18 protein-coding genes are annotated in these 17,111 nt (G+C 71.3%); 12 read left to right on the top strand and 6 right to left on the bottom strand.

Annotated elements, in window-relative coordinates; all coding sequences use genetic code 11:
* Positions 1-62: 62 nt before the first annotated feature.
* Positions 63-980, top strand: a complete 918-nt coding sequence (locus B0I31_RS17795) for a MurR/RpiR family transcriptional regulator (protein ID WP_106616474.1) — start codon at positions 63-65, stop codon at positions 978-980.
* Entirely contained in the window at positions 977-1,912 is a 936-nt protein-coding gene (gene murQ / locus B0I31_RS17790) for an N-acetylmuramic acid 6-phosphate etherase (protein WP_106616473.1), read from the top strand. The genes B0I31_RS17795 and murQ overlap by 4 nt, the downstream gene beginning before the upstream one ends.
* On the opposite strand, the gene B0I31_RS17785 is transcribed toward murQ, so the two are convergent.
* A complete protein-coding gene (locus B0I31_RS17785) occupies positions 1,881-2,330 on the bottom strand; it encodes an Lrp/AsnC family transcriptional regulator (protein ID WP_245950003.1) in 450 nt (149 codons plus the stop codon). The two genes, murQ and B0I31_RS17785, sit on opposite strands and share 32 nt — an antisense overlap.
* 106 nt (positions 2,331-2,436) lie before the next feature.
* On the opposite strand from B0I31_RS17785, the gene B0I31_RS17780 reads away from it, so the two are divergent.
* Together B0I31_RS17780 and kynU are read left to right on the top strand one after the other, a co-directional pair.
* The gene (locus B0I31_RS17780; RefSeq protein WP_106616472.1) at positions 2,437-3,252 is read left to right on the top strand and encodes a tryptophan 2,3-dioxygenase; all 816 of its coding nucleotides are present in this window, start codon (positions 2,437-2,439) and stop codon (positions 3,250-3,252) included.
* On the top strand, positions 3,249-4,370 hold the full coding sequence (kynU, locus tag B0I31_RS17775; protein WP_106616471.1) for a kynureninase: 1,122 nt from the start codon (positions 3,249-3,251) through the stop codon (positions 4,368-4,370). The genes B0I31_RS17780 and kynU overlap by 4 nt, the downstream gene beginning before the upstream one ends.
* Positions 4,371-4,389: 19 nt before the next feature.
* Here the strand turns inward: kynU and B0I31_RS17770 are convergent, their stop codons facing one another.
* Positions 4,390-5,115 carry a Fic family protein gene (locus B0I31_RS17770; protein ID WP_106616586.1) on the bottom strand — a complete coding sequence of 242 codons (726 nt, stop codon included), beginning with the start codon at positions 5,113-5,115 and terminating at the stop codon, positions 4,390-4,392.
* A 91-nt stretch (positions 5,116-5,206) separates the two neighbouring features.
* Between B0I31_RS17770 and B0I31_RS17765 the strand changes: the two genes are divergently transcribed.
* From B0I31_RS17765 to B0I31_RS17745, 5 genes are all read left to right on the top strand, one after another.
* Complete coding sequence (locus tag B0I31_RS17765; protein ID WP_106616470.1) at positions 5,207-5,776, top strand: GNAT family N-acetyltransferase; 570 nt, start codon at positions 5,207-5,209, stop codon at positions 5,774-5,776.
* A 202-nt stretch (positions 5,777-5,978) separates the two neighbouring features.
* Complete coding sequence (gene acs / locus B0I31_RS17760) at positions 5,979-7,955, top strand: acetate--CoA ligase (RefSeq protein WP_106616469.1); 1,977 nt, start codon at positions 5,979-5,981, stop codon at positions 7,953-7,955.
* Positions 7,956-8,101: 146 nt separating this feature from the next.
* Complete coding sequence (gene nhaA, locus B0I31_RS17755; RefSeq protein ID WP_281262302.1) at positions 8,102-9,298, top strand: Na+/H+ antiporter NhaA; 1,197 nt, start codon at positions 8,102-8,104, stop codon at positions 9,296-9,298.
* Between the two features lie 59 nt (positions 9,299-9,357).
* Positions 9,358-9,828: a phage holin family protein gene (locus B0I31_RS17750; RefSeq protein ID WP_106616468.1), complete on the top strand. Its 471-nt coding sequence runs from the start codon at positions 9,358-9,360 to the stop codon at positions 9,826-9,828.
* Between the two features lie 8 nt (positions 9,829-9,836).
* Positions 9,837-10,763 carry an alpha/beta fold hydrolase gene (locus tag B0I31_RS17745; protein WP_106616467.1) on the top strand — a complete coding sequence of 309 codons (927 nt, stop codon included), beginning with the start codon at positions 9,837-9,839 and terminating at the stop codon, positions 10,761-10,763.
* 18 nt (positions 10,764-10,781) lie between these two features.
* Here the strand turns inward: B0I31_RS17745 and B0I31_RS17740 are convergent, their stop codons facing one another.
* Genes B0I31_RS17740 through nth form a run of 4 tightly spaced genes read right to left on the bottom strand, consistent with a single transcriptional unit; the run spans position 10,782 to position 13,997 of the window.
* On the bottom strand, positions 10,782-11,969 hold the full coding sequence (locus B0I31_RS17740; protein ID WP_106616466.1) for a MarP family serine protease: 1,188 nt from the start codon (positions 11,967-11,969) through the stop codon (positions 10,782-10,784).
* Positions 11,966-12,637, bottom strand: a complete 672-nt coding sequence (locus B0I31_RS17735; protein ID WP_106616465.1) for an NUDIX hydrolase — start codon at positions 12,635-12,637, stop codon at positions 11,966-11,968. The genes B0I31_RS17740 and B0I31_RS17735 overlap by 4 nt, the downstream gene beginning before the upstream one ends.
* Positions 12,634-13,233 carry a TlpA family protein disulfide reductase gene (locus tag B0I31_RS17730; RefSeq protein WP_106616464.1) on the bottom strand — a complete coding sequence of 200 codons (600 nt, stop codon included), beginning with the start codon at positions 13,231-13,233 and terminating at the stop codon, positions 12,634-12,636. Before B0I31_RS17730 ends, B0I31_RS17735 begins: the two co-directional genes overlap by 4 nt.
* On the bottom strand, positions 13,230-13,997 hold the full coding sequence (gene nth / locus B0I31_RS17725; RefSeq protein ID WP_106616463.1) for an endonuclease III: 768 nt from the start codon (positions 13,995-13,997) through the stop codon (positions 13,230-13,232). The genes B0I31_RS17730 and nth overlap by 4 nt, the downstream gene beginning before the upstream one ends.
* Positions 13,998-14,281: 284 nt before the next feature.
* Between nth and B0I31_RS17720 the strand changes: the two genes are divergently transcribed.
* The 3 genes from B0I31_RS17720 to B0I31_RS17710 all read left to right on the top strand — a co-directional run bounded on the left by B0I31_RS17720 (position 14,282) and on the right by B0I31_RS17710 (position 17,072).
* Positions 14,282-14,533 carry a hypothetical protein gene (locus tag B0I31_RS17720; RefSeq protein ID WP_015097743.1) on the top strand — a complete coding sequence of 84 codons (252 nt, stop codon included), beginning with the start codon at positions 14,282-14,284 and terminating at the stop codon, positions 14,531-14,533.
* A 199-nt stretch (positions 14,534-14,732) separates the two neighbouring features.
* Positions 14,733-15,407 (top strand): Crp/Fnr family transcriptional regulator, encoded by a 675-nt coding sequence (locus tag B0I31_RS17715; RefSeq protein WP_033441932.1) that lies wholly within the window; start codon positions 14,733-14,735, stop codon positions 15,405-15,407.
* Positions 15,408-15,833: 426 nt separating this feature from the next.
* The gene (locus B0I31_RS17710; RefSeq protein WP_106616462.1) at positions 15,834-17,072 is read left to right on the top strand and encodes an MFS transporter; all 1,239 of its coding nucleotides are present in this window, start codon (positions 15,834-15,836) and stop codon (positions 17,070-17,072) included.
* Positions 17,073-17,111: the final 39 nt, after the last annotated feature.

Here is a 17,111-nt window from a genome sequence, read left to right as displayed (position 1 = left end):
GTTGGGGTGAGTTACCCCAACCCTGCGTTGACCGTGGGTGGGGCGGTTAGTAAGTTTCCCACGTGTCCACCGAAAGTACCGCCGACTCCAGTCCCCTGGTCAAGATCCGTTCACTCCTGCCGGGCCTGGCCCGGGCCGAGCAGCGGGTCGCCAAGGTCGTGCTGGACAACCCGGCGACCGTCGCCCACCGCAGCATCACCGAGGTCGCCGAGGCCGCGGGCACCAGCGAGACCACGGTGACCCGGTTCTGCAAGGCCATCGGCGTCGGCGGGTACCCGGAACTGCGCATAGCCCTGGCCGCCGACACGGCCCGCACGTCCATGCGCACCGACCGCGACCTGGGCGGCGACATCGGTCCCGGCGACGACCTGCGCCAGGTCGTCGGCAAGGTCGCGTTCGCGGACGCGCGGGCGGTCGAGGAGACCGCCGAGCAGCTGAACGTGGACACGCTCGAAGCGGTCGTCGAGGCGGTCGCGGGTGCGGGCCGGGTGGACGTCTACGGGTTCGGCGCGAGCGCGTTCGTGGCGTTCGACCTCCAGCAGAAGCTCCACCGGATCGGGCGAACCTGCTTCGCGTGGAACGACACGCACATAGCGCTCACGTCGGCCGCCGTGCTCACCGCCGCGGACGTGGCGGTCGGGATATCGCACACCGGCTCCACCTCCGAGACCGTCGAGGCGTTGCGGGTGGCCAAGGAGCACGGCGCGACCACGGTGGCGCTGACGAACTTCCCGCGCTCGCCGATCAGCGAGGTCGCCGACCACGTGCTGACCACGGCGGCCCGCGAGACCACGTTCCGCTCGGGCGCGATGGCCAGCCGGATCGCCCAGCTCACCGTGATCGACTGCCTGTTCATCGGGGTGGCGCAGCGGCACGTGGACAGCGCCAAGACCGCCCTCGAAGCGACGTACGACGCGGTGTCGGGGCACCGCCTCGGCGCGCGGCCGGACGGCAGGCGGCGCCGGGAGTCCGGTAAATGACGCCGCCCCGGGACGGTGTCGCGGTCCGCGTGGACTCACCCACCGAGGCCAGGAACCCGCGGACGGAGGACATCGACCGGCTCTCCACGCTGGACGTGCTCCGCCTGATCAACACCGAGGACCACCTGGTCCCCGACGCCGTGGCGGCCGTGCTGCCCGAGCTGGCCCGTGCCGCGGACCTCGCCGTGGGCGCGCTGCGCGCCGGTGGCCGCGTGCACTACGTCGGCGCGGGCACGTCCGGCCGGCTGGCCACGCTCGACGCCGCCGAGCTGGTGCCGACGTTCAACTCGCCGCCGGACTGGTTCGTCGCGCACCACGCGGGCGGCCGGGACGCACTGGTCAACGCCGTGGAGAACGTGGAGGACCAGGCGTCCGCCGGTGCCGCCGAGATCCGCAAGCACGCGGCACCGGGCGACCTGGTCGTCGGCGTCACGGCGTCCGGCCGCACGCCGTTCGTGGTGGCGGCGCTGGAGGAGGCGCGCACGCTGGGCGCCCACACCGTGCTGGTGTCCAACAACCCGACCGCGCCGGCACCGGTCGAGGTGGACGTGCTGATCGCGCTCGACACCGGCCCGGAGGCGATCGCCGGGTCCACCCGGATGAAGGCGGGCACGTCGCAGAAGCTGGTGCTGACGTCGTTCTCCACCGCGGTGATGGTCCGGCTCGGCCGCACGTACTCGAACCTGATGGTGTCGATGCGCGCGACCAACGCCAAGCTGCGCGGCCGCACGGTCCGCATCCTGCGCGAGGCGACGGGCCTGGGCGAGCAGGAGTGCACGACGGCGCTGACCGACGCGGGCGGCGACCTGAAGGTGGCCTTGGTGCACCTGTTGGCCGGTGTGCCCGCGGCACGTGCCGCGGAGGCGTTGGAACGCACCCAGGGGCACGTCCGGCTGGCGCTCAGCCAGCTGGCACCGGGCGCCACGGGATAGGCGTCGACAACACCATCGCGCTGGACGTCTCGCCGTAGCCGCCCAGCCGCACCAGCAACCGCTCCAGCTCGCTGATCGACGTGGTCACGACCTTCACCACCGAGCAGATGTCGCCGGTCAGCCGCAGCACCTCCACCACCTCGGGGCAGTCGTCGAGCAGCTCCGGGTGCACCGTGATGCACCGCGGCCCGTAGCACTTCATCCGCACCAGGGCGACCACCGACCGCCCCACCGCCGTCGGGTCCACGGTGGCGCGATAGCCCGTGATGACGCCCGCGTTCTCCAGCCTGCGCACGCGTTGCGCGACGGTCGGCGGCGACACGTGCACACGCCGTGCCAGCTCGTTGTACGACAGTCGCGCGTCCTCCTGCAGGGCCTCCAACAGGGCCCAGTCCACGCCGTCCAGTTCGATGCTCACGACCACAAAGCTACTCGATGAATCGCCTTTCATCTGTAAGAACTTTGCCGCCAAACAGTCGTCATCACCCATTCAACTCACCGGAACACCCGGTCATGATGAAGGCATGACTTGCCCGGTTTCACCCAAACTCGACTTCGGCGGCACGACGCCCTACGAGGACTACGTGCACGCCTCCGTGCTGCACTCGCTGCAGCAGCAGTGGTCCGAGGACCCGCGTGAGATGTCGTTCCTGGTGATCACGCAGGTCATGGAGCTGTACTTCGGCCTGCTGTGCTTCGAGTGGCGGCAGGCCAAGAAGGAACTGCGCGCGGACGACCTGCGGGCGGCGGTCCGCACCCTGCGCCGCAGCGACCTGCACATGCAGGCGTTGAACGCGGCGTGGCGGCCGATCGCCCGGATGACGCCCGCGGAGTTCAACTCGTTCCGCGACGCCCTCGGCGAGGGCTCCGGCTTCCAGTCGGGCCGGTACCGCGAGGTGGAGTTCCTGCTCGGTGAGAAGTCGCGGTCGATGCTCGTGCCGCACCGCGCCGTGCCGCGCCAGCACGAGGCGCTCGAGAAGTTGTTGAACGAGCCGAGCCTGTACGACGAGGTGCTCGCCGCCCTGTACCGGCAGGGCCTGCCGATCCCGCAGGACGTGCTCAAGCGTGACGTCAGCCAGCCGTACGAGCCGAACGCCGAGGTGGAGGCCGTGTGGGCGGACATCTACCGCGGTGGCTCGCGTGACCTGCTCGAACTGGGCGAGGCGCTGACCGACATCGCCGAGGAGTTCGCCCGCTGGCGCTACGACCACTTGCTGGCGACCCGGCGTTCGATGGGCGCGAAGGCCGGAACCGGTGGCTCCGCGGGGGTTGCGTGGTTGGAGAAGCGCACGCAACGCTCCGTGTTCCCCGAACTGTGGACGGCCAGGAGCTACGTGTGAACGACCCGTTGGCGCATATCCGCGACCTGTTCGACCTCGACGACGACGTGGTGTACCTGGACGGCAACTCGCTGGGCGCGCCACCGAAGGCCGTCGCCGACCGCGTGCAGGACGTCGTGCGCCACCAGTGGGGTCGGCGCCTGATCCGCAGTTGGTCCGAGGGCTGGTGGGAGGCTCCGGAACGGGTCGGCAACCGCATCGGCCGGCTCATCGGCGCCAAGCCCGGCCAGGTCGTCGTGGCCGACTCGACCAGCGTGAACCTGTTCAAGGCGCTGATGGCGGCGGTGCGCAACACCGACCGCATGGAGATCGTGGTCGACGCGGGGACGTTCCCGACAGACGGGTACATCGCCCGGTCGGTGGCGGAGCTGACGGGCCTGGCGCTGCGGCCGGCGCCGCCGGAGGAGCTGGACCTGCGGGACACGACGGCGGTCGTGCTGCTCAACCACGTCGACTACCGCACGGGCCGGTTGCTGGACATGGCGGAGCTGACGGCGCAGGCGCACGCGGTGGGCGCGAAGGTCGTGTGGGACCTGTGCCACAGCGCCGGCGTGCTGCCGATCGAGCTGGACGCGCTGGACGTCGACCTGGCGGTCGGGTGCACGTACAAGTTCCTCAACGGCGGGCCGGGTTCGCCCGCGTTCATCTACGTGCCGAAGCACGCCCAGCCGACGTTCGACCAACCGCTGACGGGGTGGACGGGCCACGAGGTGCCGTTCGCGATGTCGTCGGAGTACACGCCGGACCCGGGCGTCTCCCGTGCGCGCGTGGGCACGCCGGACATCCTCTCGATGCTCGCGCTGGACGCGGCCCTCGACGTCTGGGACCACGTGGACCTCGCCGACGTGCGCGCCAAGGGCCTGGCCCTGACCGCCCACTTCCGCTCGCTGGTCGAGGACCTGCCGGGCATCGAGGTGCTCACCCCGTCCGACGAGTGGCGCGGCCACCAGGTCTCCCTGCGCCACCCGGACGCCGAGCGCCTGATGGCCGAGCTGATCGACCGCCAGGTCATCGGCGACCACCGCCCACCGGACGTCCTGCGCTTCGGCTTCGCCCCGCTCTACAACACCTTCGACGACGCCGACCGCGCCGCCACCACCCTGAAACAACTCCTCTGACCCACCGCGAGTCGAACACTCAGGTGGTGGCGGCGTCGGCGATGCCGCGGGCTTCGCGGGCGCCGGCTTCGAGGGCCTCGCAGTGGAAGAGGATCCAGCGGGTGATGCCGTCCGGGTCGCCGGTGGAGAAGCCGTGCAGGGCGGAGGCGTAGTCGTTCTGGCGGCGCAGGCAGAAGACCTCGGGGACGGCCAGGGACTTCGGGTCGACGCCGGTCGCGATGGAGGCCAGGCGGGACGCCGCACGCGCCACCACGCCGTTGGCCGTGTCGAACGGCGCCAGCGACATCAGCTCGCCGTGCACCACCGCCACGAGCAGCGGGCCGGGGACGGACGTGCCGCCGGTGACGAGCTGCGCGAGCAGGTCCAGGCGGGAGGAGACGCCCGGTGCCGGGCGGGGACGGCCCAATTCGCCGCCCAGGTCCGCACCCGCCAGCACGTGCAGCCGCGCCAACGCCTGCAACGGCGCCCGCTGCCACGTCGGGAACACCACGCCCAACGACTCGGCCACCCGCAGCGCGCCCGCCAGCACGGGGTCCGACACGGTGCCGTCCTCCGGGATCGCGGTCGGACCGCCGTCCAGCGCCGCCGACGCACGGGCGGCGCGCACGGACGCCTCGGCCGCGGTGGTCGCCCAGCCGCGCAGGTTCACCCGGTGCCGGTGCACCTGGAACACGGCGTCACGCGCCGCGGCGACGGCGTCGGCCACACCGGGCAGGTCCAGCAGCGGGGCAAGCGGATCGGTCACGCCGGAGCACACTACCCGCCGGTAAGTGGCCATCTACAACAAGCCGGAAATGGATATTTCAAGTAGCCACTAGTGCATCTACCGTCGATGCATGAACTGGTACGACCGCCCGGTGCTCATCGGCGACCACGTCCGCCTCGAACCCCTCATCCCCGACCACGCCGAGGGCCTGCACGAGGCGGGCAAGGACCCGGAGGTCTGGACGTGGCTCAGCTCCACCCAGCCCGCCACGGTCGAGGAAACCCGCGCCTACATCGAACGCGGCCTCGCCGACCCGACCCGGCTGGCCTGGGCGCAGATCGACCCGCGGACGAACGAGGTCGCCGGCACGACGTCGTACTACGAGATCGACCCCAGGAACCGCGGTCTCTACATCGGCCACACGTGGATCGGCACCCGCTGGCAGCGCACCGCCCTCAACACCAACGCCAAGTTCCTGCTCCTCCGACGCGCCTTCGAGGACCTCGGCGCCCTGCGCGTCGGCTGGCACACCGACCTGCGCAACGAGCGGTCGCAGAAGGCCATCGAACGACTCGGCGCGACCCGCGAGGGCGTCCTGCGGGTGCACCGCATCAGACCGGACGGCACCCTGCGCGACACGGTCGTGTACTCGATGACCGCGGACGAGTGGCCGGACCTCAAGGCCAGGCTCACGGCGTGACGCGAGTCACGCCACGTGCCGCTGGTCGCAACCTAGGTGTCGTTCGGCGGAATCGCGGTGGTCACGGGCCCCGGACCGGGTTACACAGTTACCCACGCGTTTCGAACTCGGCCGAAATTGGTCTGAACCTTTTGGGTGCGCAGTGAGCTGAATCGCACTACGGTCAGTGCGCATCCCCACGGATTCAGGAGGTCCGCCCGCCATGACAGAGCCGCAAGCCGCCCTGGACAACCTGTCGACGGAGACCAGGACGTTCCCGCCCAGCGAGGAGTTCGCCGCGCAGGCGAACGCCACCGCCGACCTGTACGAGGAGGCGGACGCCGACCGCGAGGCGTTCTGGGCGAAGCAGGCCGAGCGGCTGTCCTGGGACACCAAGTGGGACCGGGTGCTCGACTGGTCCGCCGCGCCCTTCGCGAAGTGGTTCGTCGGCGGCAAGCTCAACGTCGCCTACAACTGCGTCGACCGGCACGTCGAGTCCGGCCACGGCGACCAGGTCGCCATCCACTGGGAGGGCGAGCCCGGCGACAGCCGCGCCATCACCTACGCCGAGCTTCAGCGCGAGGTCTCCAAGGCCGCGAACGCGCTGGTCGAGCTGGGTGTCGGCGCGGAGGACCGGGTCGCCATCTACATGCCGATGGTCCCCGAGGCGATCTTCGCCATGCTCGCCTGCGCCCGCCTCGGCGCGATGCACAGCGTGGTGTTCGGCGGCTTCTCCGCCGAGGCGCTGCGCACCCGCATCGAGGACTCGCGGGCCAAGCTGGTGATCACCACCGACGGCCAGTACCGGCGCGGCAACCCGGCGGCGCTCAAGCCCGCCGTGGACGAGGCCGTGGCCAACGCCAAGACCGTCGAGCACGTGCTGGTGGTCAAGCGCACGAACTCCGACGTCGAGTGGACCGAGGGCCGCGACGTCTGGTGGCACGACGTGGTGGAGCGCCAGTCCGACCAGCACACGCCGGAGGCGTTCGACTCCGAGCACCCGCTGTTCATCCTCTACACGTCGGGCACCACGGGTAAGCCGAAGGGCATCCTGCACACCTCCGGCGGCTACCTGACCCAGGCGTCGTACACGCACCACAACGTGTTCGACCTCAAGCCGGACACCGACGTCTACTGGTGCACCGCCGACATCGGCTGGGTCACCGGGCACAGCTACATCGTGTACGGCCCGCTGTCCAACCGCGTCACGCAGGTCGTCTACGAGGGCACGCCCAACACCCCGCACGAGGGCCGCCACTGGGAGATCGTGCAGAAGTACGGTGTGTCGATCTACTACACCGCGCCGACGTTGATCCGCACGTTCATGAAGTGGGGCGCGGACATCCCCGCCGAGTACGACCTCTCGAGCCTGCGCGTGCTGGGCAGCGTCGGCGAGCCGATCAACCCCGAGGCGTGGATCTGGTACCGGGAGACCATCGGCGCGGGCCGGACGCCCGTCGTGGACACCTGGTGGCAGACCGAGACCGGCGGGATCATGATCTCGCCGCTGCCCGGCGCGACGTCCGCCAAGCCCGGTTCGGCGCAGCGCCCGCTGCCCGGCATCGGCGCGAAGGTCGTGGACGACCAGGGCAACGAGGTGCCGCACGGTGGCGGCGGCTACCTGGTGCTCGACCAGCCGTGGCCGGGCATGCTGCGCGGCATCTGGGGCGACGACGAGCGCTACCGCGACACGTACTGGTCGCGGTTCGCCGAGCAGGGCTACTACTTCGCCGGTGACGGCGCGAAGTACGACGCGGACGGCGACATCTGGCTGCTGGGCCGGGTGGACGACGTGATGAACGTGTCCGGGCACCGCATCTCCACCACCGAGGTCGAGTCCGCGCTGGTCTCGCACCCGACGGTGGCCGAGGCGGCGGTGGTCGGCGCGTCCGACCCGACCACGGGCCAGGGCATCGTGGCGTTCGTGATCCTGCGCGGCGGCGTGGCCGAGGGCTCGGACGGCGCGGAGGCGATCAAGGCGCTGCGCGACCACGTGGCCAAGGAGATCGGCCCGATCGCGAAGCCCCGGCAGATCATGGTGGTGCCGGAGCTGCCGAAGACCCGCTCGGGCAAGATCATGCGCCGCCTGCTGCGCGACGTGGCGGAGAACCGGCAGGTCGGCGACGTGACCACGCTCGCGGACTCGTCGGTGATGGACCTCATCTCCAGCGGCCTGAAGTCGGGCGCCCAGGAGGACTGAGCAGAGCGGGACTGAGCGCTGGGATCGAACACAGGAGGGGCTCGCCGTTGGTCGGCGGGCCCTCTTCTGGGTTAGGGTCGTTCCCGGTGAGCCGGGAAGCCTGGTCGGCACGAGGATGAGTCGTTGCCGAACCACCGGAGTCGATCTTGATCGAGAAGCGCCCCACCGCCGCCGAGTTCGCGCGCTACCTGCGCACCGAGACCGTGGGCGGGATGATCCTCCTCGCCGCCACCGCCATCGCGCTGATCTGGGTGAACTCGCCGATCTCGGGCACCTACACGGCGTTGCGCGACTTCCACCTCGGTCCGGAGTCGCTGCACCTGAGCCTGAGCGTCGGCGACTGGGCCAAGGACGGCCTGCTCGCGATCTTCTTCTTCGTGGCCGGGCTGGAGCTCAAGCGCGAGCTGGTGGTCGGCGAGCTGAACGACCTCAAGGCGGCGATCCTGCCGGTGGTCGCGGCCATCGGCGGGATGATCGTGCCCGCCGCGGTGGCGCTGGCGGTCGGCTGGGGTGAGCCGGGCGTCGAACGGGCCTGGGCGATCCCGGTGGCGACCGACATCGCCTTCGCCCTCGGCGTGCTCGCGATCACCGCGTCCGGGTTGCCGAGCAGCCTGCGGGTCTTCCTGCTCAGCCTGGCCGTGGTGGACGACCTGGGCGCGATCGTCCTCATCGCCGTGCTGTTCACCGCCACGCTGAACCCGGTCGCCGCTCTGGTCGCGGTGGCGTTGCTGGCGCTGTACGCGTTCCTCCAGCACAAGCGGGTGACGTCACCGTGGCTGTACGTGCCGGTCGCGGTGGGCACGTGGGTCGCGGTGCACGAGGCGGGCATCCACGCCACCATCGCGGGCGTCGCGCTGGCCCTGCTGACCCGGGTGCGCAAGGACCACTACGAGCACGAGGCGCCCGCCGTGCGGCTGGAGCACCGGTTGCAGCCGTGGTCGGCGGGCCTGGCGGTGCCGCTGTTCGCGTTGTTCGCAGCCGGCGTGCCGGTGAACGGCGAGGCGTTGGGCTCGCTGTTCACCGACCGGCTGGCGTTGGGCGTGATGCTCGGCCTGGTGGTGGGCAAGGTGATCGGGATCGTGGGCGCGTCCGCGTTGGCGGTGCTGTTCAAGGCGGCCGTGTGGCCGAGCGGCGCCGGACCGCGCGACATCGTCGCGGTGGCCATGCTCGGCGGTGTCGGGTTCACCGTGAGCCTGCTGATCGCGGACCTGGCGCTGGACGGCGCGGACGCCGAACAGGCCAAGGCGGCGGTGCTGCTGGCGTCGTTGACGGCGTCGTTGCTGGCGGCGGTTCTGCTGGTCCGGCGCAGTCGCGTCCACCAGCGCGCCGACGATGATGACTGAACGTGCGCAGTTGTGCCGGTCGGGCGGCCCCGGGCGGCGCTGCATGGCACGATGAGTCGGTGACCAGCGCTCGGGAGAACACCAACGGCAGCGGACTGCCATCTGTTCCGTCGATCCCGTTGACGGCGGAGACAGCGGTGAAGATCGCGGAGGAAACGTCCATCGGCGGCCTGGTGCGCGACGCCACGGCCCACCTGTCCACGTTGGTCAGGGCGGAGGTCGAGCTCGCCAAGTCCGAGGTCGCGGGCGAGATCAAGAAGGGCGTCAAGGGCAGCGTCTACTTCATCGTCGCGCTGGCGGTGCTGCTGTTCAGCTCGTTCTTCTTTTTCTTCTTCGGCGCGGAGCTGCTGGACGTGTGGCTGCCCCGCTGGTCGGCGTTCCTCATCGTGTTCGGGCTGATGCTGCTCACGGCGGGGCTGTTCGCCTTCCTGGGCGTGCGCAAGCTGAAGAAGCTGCGCGCGCCGCAGCGGACCATCGACTCGGCCAGGGACACCGTCGCGGCACTCCGGCACCGCGGCGAAGGCCACTGAGCCGCGCCGTGCGGCTGCCACCGGACCCGTCGACGGCGCGGGTGCCCGGCCCGTGGACACACCGCGACGTGTCCGCGAACGGCATCCGCCTGCACGTCGCCGAGCTGGGCGAGGGCCCGCTCGTGCTGCTGCTGCACGGTTTCCCGGAGTTCTGGTGGACGTGGCGGCACCAGCTCGTCTCGATCGCCGAGGCGGGCTACCGCGCGGTGGCCGTGGACCTGCGCGGCTACGGCGACTCGGACAAACCACCGCGCGGGTACGACGGTTTCACGCTCGCGGGTGACGTCGCGGGCCTGGTGAAAGCGCTCGGCGAACCGCGGGCGCACCTCGTCGGCCACGGGTGGGGCGGCATGCTCGCGTGGACGGTCGCCGCCATGCACTCGCGGCTGGTCTACTCGGTGACGGCCGTGTCCGCGCCGCACCCGCTGGCGCTGCGCCGCGCGATCCGCCGCCACCCCCGCCGCCAGGGCCGGGCCAGCGCCCACCTGTTCCGCTCCCAGCTTCCGGTGTACCCCGAGCGGTGGCTGACCAAGGACCGGGGCGCGGCGGTGGCCGGGATGCTCGGCGCGTGGGGCGGTCCGAAGTGGAGGGTGTCGCCGGAGTTCGACGAGGTGGTGCGGCGCAACCGCGAGGCGTTCCTGGTGCCCGGCGTCGCGCACAGCTCGATGGAGTACCACCGCTGGGCCGTGCGGTCCCAGCTGCGCGGCGACGGCCGCCGCTTCGCCGAGGCGGTGGACCGCAGGTTGGACGTCCCGGTCCTGCAGCTGCACGGCGCCCTGGACCCGGTGGTGCTGGAGTCGACGGCGGCCGACTCGGCGCTGTGGACGGGTGCCCGCTCGTCGTACCGCGTGCTGCCGGAGGTGGGCCACTTCCCGCACCAGGAGGCGCCGAACACGACGAGCCGGCTGGTCACCGACTTCCTGGCGAAGGTCTGAGCCTCGTGGCGGGACGGATCAGGACGCGCAGGTCTGCGTCGACGCGCGCCTGACCATCGTCGGCGCCTTCGCCACTTCCTCCGCGACCTCGTCCGCGGTCAGCACGAACCCGGTCTCCTGGTCGTCCACGGCCGCGCCGAACACCACGCCCATCACCCGGCCCTGCGGGTCGACCAACGGCCCACCGGAGTTGCCGCTGCGCACCTTCGCCCGCACCGTGTACACGTCCCGCGTCACGGTCTGCGCGTCGTAGATGTCCGGTCCGCGCAGCATCCTGATCCGCTCGCGCACCCGCGCCTCGGACGCCGTGTACGGCCCGTCCAGCGGGTAGCCGAGCACGATCCCGTCCTCGCCCGGCGCGATCTCGTCGGTGCGGAACTGCAGCGGCGTCGCCTCCAGGTCCGGCACGGCCAGGATCGCGATGTCGGTCTGCGCGTCGTAGTGCACGACGGTGGCGTCGAACTCGCCGATGCCGACCTCGACCGTCACGTCGGTGGTGCCCGCGACCACGTGCGCGTTGGTCATCACCCGCTCCGGCGAGATGACGAAACCCGTGCCCTCCAACGCCCGCGAGCACGACGGCGCCCGTCCGCGCACCTTCAGCACGCTGGGCTCCAGCTTCCGCACGATCGGGTTCGCGCTCAGCGCCGGGTCCGGCGGGCCGACCTCCCGCATCGGGGTCCGGTCGAACGGGTCCATCGCGGCCGGGAAACCGGACACGTCGAACAGGTTCTGCAGGTCGTCGGCCAGCGTCCGGGCGGCGGGCGGCATGGCGTCGTCGACGGTGGACAGGATCACCGACTGGTTGAGCGCCTTCGCCAGCGACGGCAGGCCCGCGACCATGGTCAGCGGCAGCGCGATCATCCACGCCACCACGAACACCACCGCGCCCTGCACGATCGCGCCCAGCGCGTTGTCCGCACCGCGCAACGGGCTGGAGTTCACCTTGGGCTTGATGCCGCGGCCGATGTAGACGCCCAGCGTCTCGCCCAGCGCGACCAGCAGCACCACGATGCCGACCGCGAACACGACCTTGGTCACCACGTTGTCGAACTGGGAGACGACCAGCGGCGCGAGCTGCGTGCCCAGCACCAGGCCGACGAGCACACCCACGAACGCGGGCAGCGCCACGACCATGCCCTGCCGCGCGCCGGACACCGCGGCGAAGGCGGCCAGCGCCAGCACGAGCAGGTCGACCCAGTTCACGACACCTCCACCGCGCGCAGCGCGAGGTCGAGATCACGGACGTCCGCGGTGTCCCACGGCCGTTCCCACCCGCCCAGCGCGAGCAGGCCGTCGAGCAGGCCGGCGGTGAAGCCCCACACCAGCATGCCGGGCGCGGCGAACGCCGGACCGATGTACCCGGACGGGTGGCTCACCCGGAACCGGTTCGCCGGGTCGGCCAAGTGCGAGATCGGCACCCGTGCCACCGCGGCGGTCTCGGCCGGGTCGACCGGCGCGACCGGCGACGGCGCGTCCCAGTGCGCCAGCACCGGCGTGACGACGAACCCTGACACCGGCACGTACAGCTGCGGCAACGTCGCCACCGGCCGCACGCCCTCGCGCAGCACACCGGTCTCCTCGAACGCCTCGCGCAGCGCCGTGTCCACCGGGTCGTCGTCGGTCGGGTCGGCCGCACCGCCCGGGAACGCGACCTGGCCGGGGTGCGAGCCGAGCGTGTCGGATCGCCGCAGCAGCAGCACGTCCGGGCCGTCCGGCCCGTCGCCGAACAGCATGAGCACGGCGGCGGGACGTCCGGTGCCGTCGGGTGGCGGCTTGATCCGGGTGAACGCGCGGGCGTCGGTCTCGGCGGTCGCCTTGACCAGCCCGCTCATCCACCCCGGGACGTCGTCCGGGTCGACCAGGGCCGTCATCCGACCACCTCGCGCACCTGCTCGACGGACGTGAAGGCCACGGGATCGGTCACCTGGGTCAGCGAACCGTCCGCGCCGACGACGTAGCTCAACGGCAACGTCCGGGGTGCGCGGGCGGCCTTGCGCACACCGTCAGCCGGGTCGACGACCGAAGGCAGGCGCACGCCGAGTTTCGCCAACAGCTCCAGACCGTCCGCCTCCTTGCTCTCGACCAGGACCGCGATCACCGGGACCGCGCCGGGTTCCTGTGCGTAGGTGTCGAGGACCCTCAGCTCCTCCTGACAGGGAACGCACCAGGTGGCCCAGAAGTTCACCACAGCGCGCCCGGTCACGGTGGACGCCACGTCGACCGGCTTCCCGTCCGCCAGGCAGTCGACGATCAAGCCGCGCAACGGCTCCGGTCCCCGCGCGTCGGACGGACCTTGCGGGCACGGCCTCAGCGCGGCCTGACCGCGCACGGCGTCGAGGTCCACGGTGCGCTGGGTGCGGGTCGGGATGGCGTGGTCGACCGGGTCCGACGAGCGCGGCCACAGCGCGACCACACCCGCCACCGCCAGCACCAGGACGACGACGGCCCACCGCGCCGGTGCGCTCACGCCAGCTTCTCCCCCGCCCGCACGCGTTCGGCGAGGTCGATCAGGTGCGGCGCTTCCTCGCCCTTGACCAGCTTCTGCGCCTTGACCGGGTCGACCTGGCCGATGCCGTAGGACGGGCACTGGGGCGCCAGCAGGCACGCGCCGCAGGCCGGTGTGCGGGCGTGGCAGACGCGGCGGCCGTGGAAGATCGTGCGGTGCGACAGCAAGGTCCACTCCTTGCGCTCGACCAGGGCGCCGATCGCGTGCTCGACCTTGACCGGATCTTCTTCCTGTGTCCAACCCCACCGGCGGACGAGCCGGCCGAAGTGCGTGTCGACGGTAATCCCGGGCACACCGAAAGCGTCACCCAGCACCACGTTCGCGGTCTTGCGGCCGACACCGGGCAGCGTCACCAGGTCTTCGAGACGGCCGGGCACCTCGCCGCCGAACCGTTCCACCAGGGCCGAGCCCAGGCCGATCAGCGACGTGGCTTTGTTGCGGTAGAAGCCGGTCGGCTTGATCAGCTCTTCCAGCTCGGTGCGGTCGGCGGCGGCGTAGTCGGCGGCCGTGGCGTACCGCTTGAACAACGCGGGCGTGACCTGGTTCACCCGGACGTCGGTCGTCTGCGCCGAGAGCACGACCGCCACCAGCAGCTGCAACGGGTCGACGAAGTCCAGCTCGCAGTGCGCGTCCGGGTAGCCCTCACCGAGGACCCGCACCATGCGACGCGCCCGGCGGACCAGCCCCAGCCGCGTCTCCGGCTGCTTCACCGCGCTCTTCGCCATGCCGACGAGATTACTGGCCGCTGCCGGGTGCACGGCGGCTCGGTCGTCGCCGGGTCCTCGTCCGGGGTCGCCGCCCGATCGTGCGGAAGTCCCACCCTCGCGGGGGATGCCCCACGGCGGGCGGCCTCCGGTTTGGCGGGCGACGATCGGGGGCAAGCAACCACCGGCCGACCGCGCACGTCCTGTGCACGACGGGATGAACCACCGAACGACCTCGAACCGACATGCCGGAGTGACCCCCCTTGACCGCGCGCCGAACCGGATGCGCAAGGATCGGAGCCATCATGACTGCCTGGTTCGTCATCGCCGTTCCGATCGTGATCATGTTCTTCGCGCTCTTCATGGAGCGCGTGGAAGCTCGTCTGCGGCACGTCGCCGTGCAGGAGGACGAGGTCGAGGAGTTCCTGGAGTCGGCCCGCCCCGACGAGGTCAGGGCGCTCTACGGGCACGGCATCGGCCGCGCGCTGGAACTGTTCCGGCTGCGCAGGCTGGGCGGTCGTGCCAGGAACCTGCGACAGCGGCGCACCCGCCGCTAAGCGGGGTAGGACCGGCGAGGCCCACGGGGTCAACCCCCCGCGGGCCTTATCGGGCTGTCCGGGCTGTGGTGAGCGGCGCGCCGAAAGGCGATCCCGACCACAGCCCTTAGACTGCACTCAGTGATCGGCGGCAGGCGCTGATCCGCCAGAAGGCGGAACGCGCTCAACCATGCCGCCGCGTCTCGACAGGAGGGACGAGGTGGACGAGACCCTGGCCCGCGCGGGCATTTTCCAGGGGGTTGAACAGGCCGCAGCGGAGGCGCTGGCGCAGACGCTGGAGTCTGTTGAATTCCCGCGTGGCCACGTGATCTTCGCGGAAGGCGAGCCGGGCGACCGGCTCTACATCATCCAGTCCGGCAAGGTGAAGATCGGCCGCAAGTCGCCGGACGGCCGGGAGAACCTGCTGGGGATCTTCGGCCCGTCCGACATGTTCGGCGAGCTGTCGATCTTCGACCCCGGTCCGCGCACGTCCACCGCGACCACGGTGACCGAAGTGCGCGCGGTCAGCATGGACCGCCCCGCGCTGCGGCAGTGGATCACCAACCGGCCGGAGATCGCCGAGCAGCTGCTGAGGGCCCTGGCCCGCAGGCTGCGCCGGACGAACTCGATGCTGGCCGACCTGATCTTCACCGACGTGCCCGGCCGCGTGGCCAAGGCGCTGCTGCAGCTCGCGCAGCGCTTCGGCAGCCAGGAGGCCGGACTGCTGCGGGTCACGCACGACCTGACGCAGGAGGAGATCGCCCAGTTCGTGGGCGCCTCGCGCGAGACGGTGAACAAGGCCCTGGCCGACTTCGCCCACCGCGGCTGGCTGCGGCTGGAGGGCAAGAGCGTGCTGATCCTGGACCCGGAGCGGCTCGCCCGCCGGGCCCGCTAGCGGTACCGAGAACAACAAGACCGGGCGCCGCCCCCGACGCGGCGCACCGGTCTTGTTGCGCACGGCCCATCCCCCGACAGACCGCGCCTTCCACACCTCCGGCACCCGCAGGCCCCGACCCTCGTGGCGCCGGAAGGAGGCTTGGTTACCCGTCGCGACGGAGCGCGAAACGGGCTGGCAGTTGGCTTGCTCCCACGATCGCACGCCCCCTACCCCGCAACTCAAGCCCGTTCACCCTCAAGGGCCCTCTGTTCAGCGGTTTCTCCGGGTGGTTTCACCCGGTCATCCCAGTGTTGTAATCGAACTGCAACCCACTCCCAGCCGATGGACGGTTCAAGACCATCCGGCGGCCTCGCGGTGACCGGTGATGGATCACACCGCGCAATTGACTGGTACGCGCGTACCAGTGCGGGCATACTGGTACGCATGTCCCAGTCTGCCCGCCTCTCCGACTACCGCACCGCCCTGACGACCCCCGGCATGCGCGGCCCCGTGGTCGCGTCCCTGCTCGCCCGCCTGCCGATCGCGATGGTCGGCCTGTCGCTGCTGCTGTACGTGCAGCGCGAGACCGGCTCGTTCGCCGCGGCCGGCCTGGTGTCGGCGTCGTCGCTGGTGGGTGTCGCGGTCGGGTCGATCGTGCAGGGCAGGCTGATGGACCGGCTCGGGCCGACCCGGCCGCTGCTCGGTGCGGTGTCGTTGTTCGCGGTGTTCGTGACGCTGGCGATCAGCGCGGTCGAGGCCGGTGCGACGCTGGGCGTGCTGGTGCCGGTCGCGTTCCTGGTCGGTCTCACCGAGCCGATGGTGGGTTCCGCGTCCCGGGCCCTGTGGTCGCACGTGCTGCCCGCCGGGTCCGCGCGGCTGGCCGGGTACGCCTACGAGGCGATCAGCATGGAGGTGTTCTTCATCCTCGGCCCCGGCCTGGCCGGGCTGCTGGTCGCGGCGCCGTGGGCGGGGACCGGCGTGGTGATCGGCGCGGTGTCGATGGCGGTCGGCGCGGTGTGGTTCGCGCTGAACCCGACCGTGCGCGGCGTCCGGCCGGCGGCGATGAGCCGCAACCTGCTCGGTGCGCTGGCGTCACCCGGCATGCGCACGGTCGCGTTGGCGGCGTTGGGCTTCGGCGTGACGATCGGGTTCATCGAGGTGGCCGTGCCCGCCGCGGCGGAGCGGGCAGGTCACGTGGGCATGGGCGGGTTGCTGCTGAGCCTGTGGTCGGTGAGCTCGGTGCTGTTCGGCGTCCTGTACTCGATGAAGCCGTTCCCGCGGGCGATGCACCTGCGGCTGCCCGTGCTGCTCGGCGGGTTCGCGGTGCTGTCGCTGCTGCTCGCCGTGCCGTCGACGCTCATCGGCCTGGGCGCGGCGCTGCTCGTGGTCGGCACGTTGATCACACCGCAGGCGACCACCCACTCGGCCGCGATCGAGCAGGTCGCGCCCGCCGGGACGGCCACCGAGGCGTTCGGCTGGGTGGTGACCGCGGTGACGGTCGGGTTGGCGATCGGCCAGTCGGCCAGCGGTCAGCTGGTCGAGTCCTACGGCACCGGTGTGGCGTTCGTCGCGGCGGCGGCCTCCGGCCTGGTGATCGCCGTCCTGGTGTGGATCTTCCGCCGCACGGTGGCCGCCGGCGTGCCGCCGCTGCGCCAGGACGAACTGGCTCTGGTGTCCCGCTGACCAGCACTCATCCGGGAATTGTCGGTGGTCGGGTCTAGC

Origin of the sequence: Saccharothrix carnea, assembly GCF_003014735.1 — a bacterium.
GTDB lineage: Bacteria > Actinomycetota > Actinomycetes > Mycobacteriales > Pseudonocardiaceae > Actinosynnema > Actinosynnema carneum.
The sequence above is the reverse complement of the archived record's forward strand: the minus strand, read 5'-3'. Positions and strand labels throughout refer to the sequence as shown.

Coding starts and splice junctions, on each gene's coding strand:
- murQ (WP_106616473.1), top strand. CDS start 977: ATGACGCCGCCCCGGGACGGTGTCGCGGTCCGCGTGGACTCACCCACC.
- B0I31_RS17780 (WP_106616472.1), top strand. CDS start 2,437: ATGACTTGCCCGGTTTCACCCAAACTCGACTTCGGCGGCACGACGCCC.
- B0I31_RS17765 (WP_106616470.1), top strand. CDS start 5,207: ATGAACTGGTACGACCGCCCGGTGCTCATCGGCGACCACGTCCGCCTC.
- acs (WP_106616469.1), top strand. CDS start 5,979: ATGACAGAGCCGCAAGCCGCCCTGGACAACCTGTCGACGGAGACCAGG.
- B0I31_RS17735 (WP_106616465.1), bottom strand. CDS start 12,637: ATGACGGCCCTGGTCGACCCGGACGACGTCCCGGGGTGGATGAGCGGG.
- nth (WP_106616463.1), bottom strand. CDS start 13,997: ATGGCGAAGAGCGCGGTGAAGCAGCCGGAGACGCGGCTGGGGCTGGTC.
- B0I31_RS17720 (WP_015097743.1), top strand. CDS start 14,282: ATGACTGCCTGGTTCGTCATCGCCGTTCCGATCGTGATCATGTTCTTC.
- B0I31_RS17710 (WP_106616462.1), top strand. CDS start 15,834: ATGTCCCAGTCTGCCCGCCTCTCCGACTACCGCACCGCCCTGACGACC.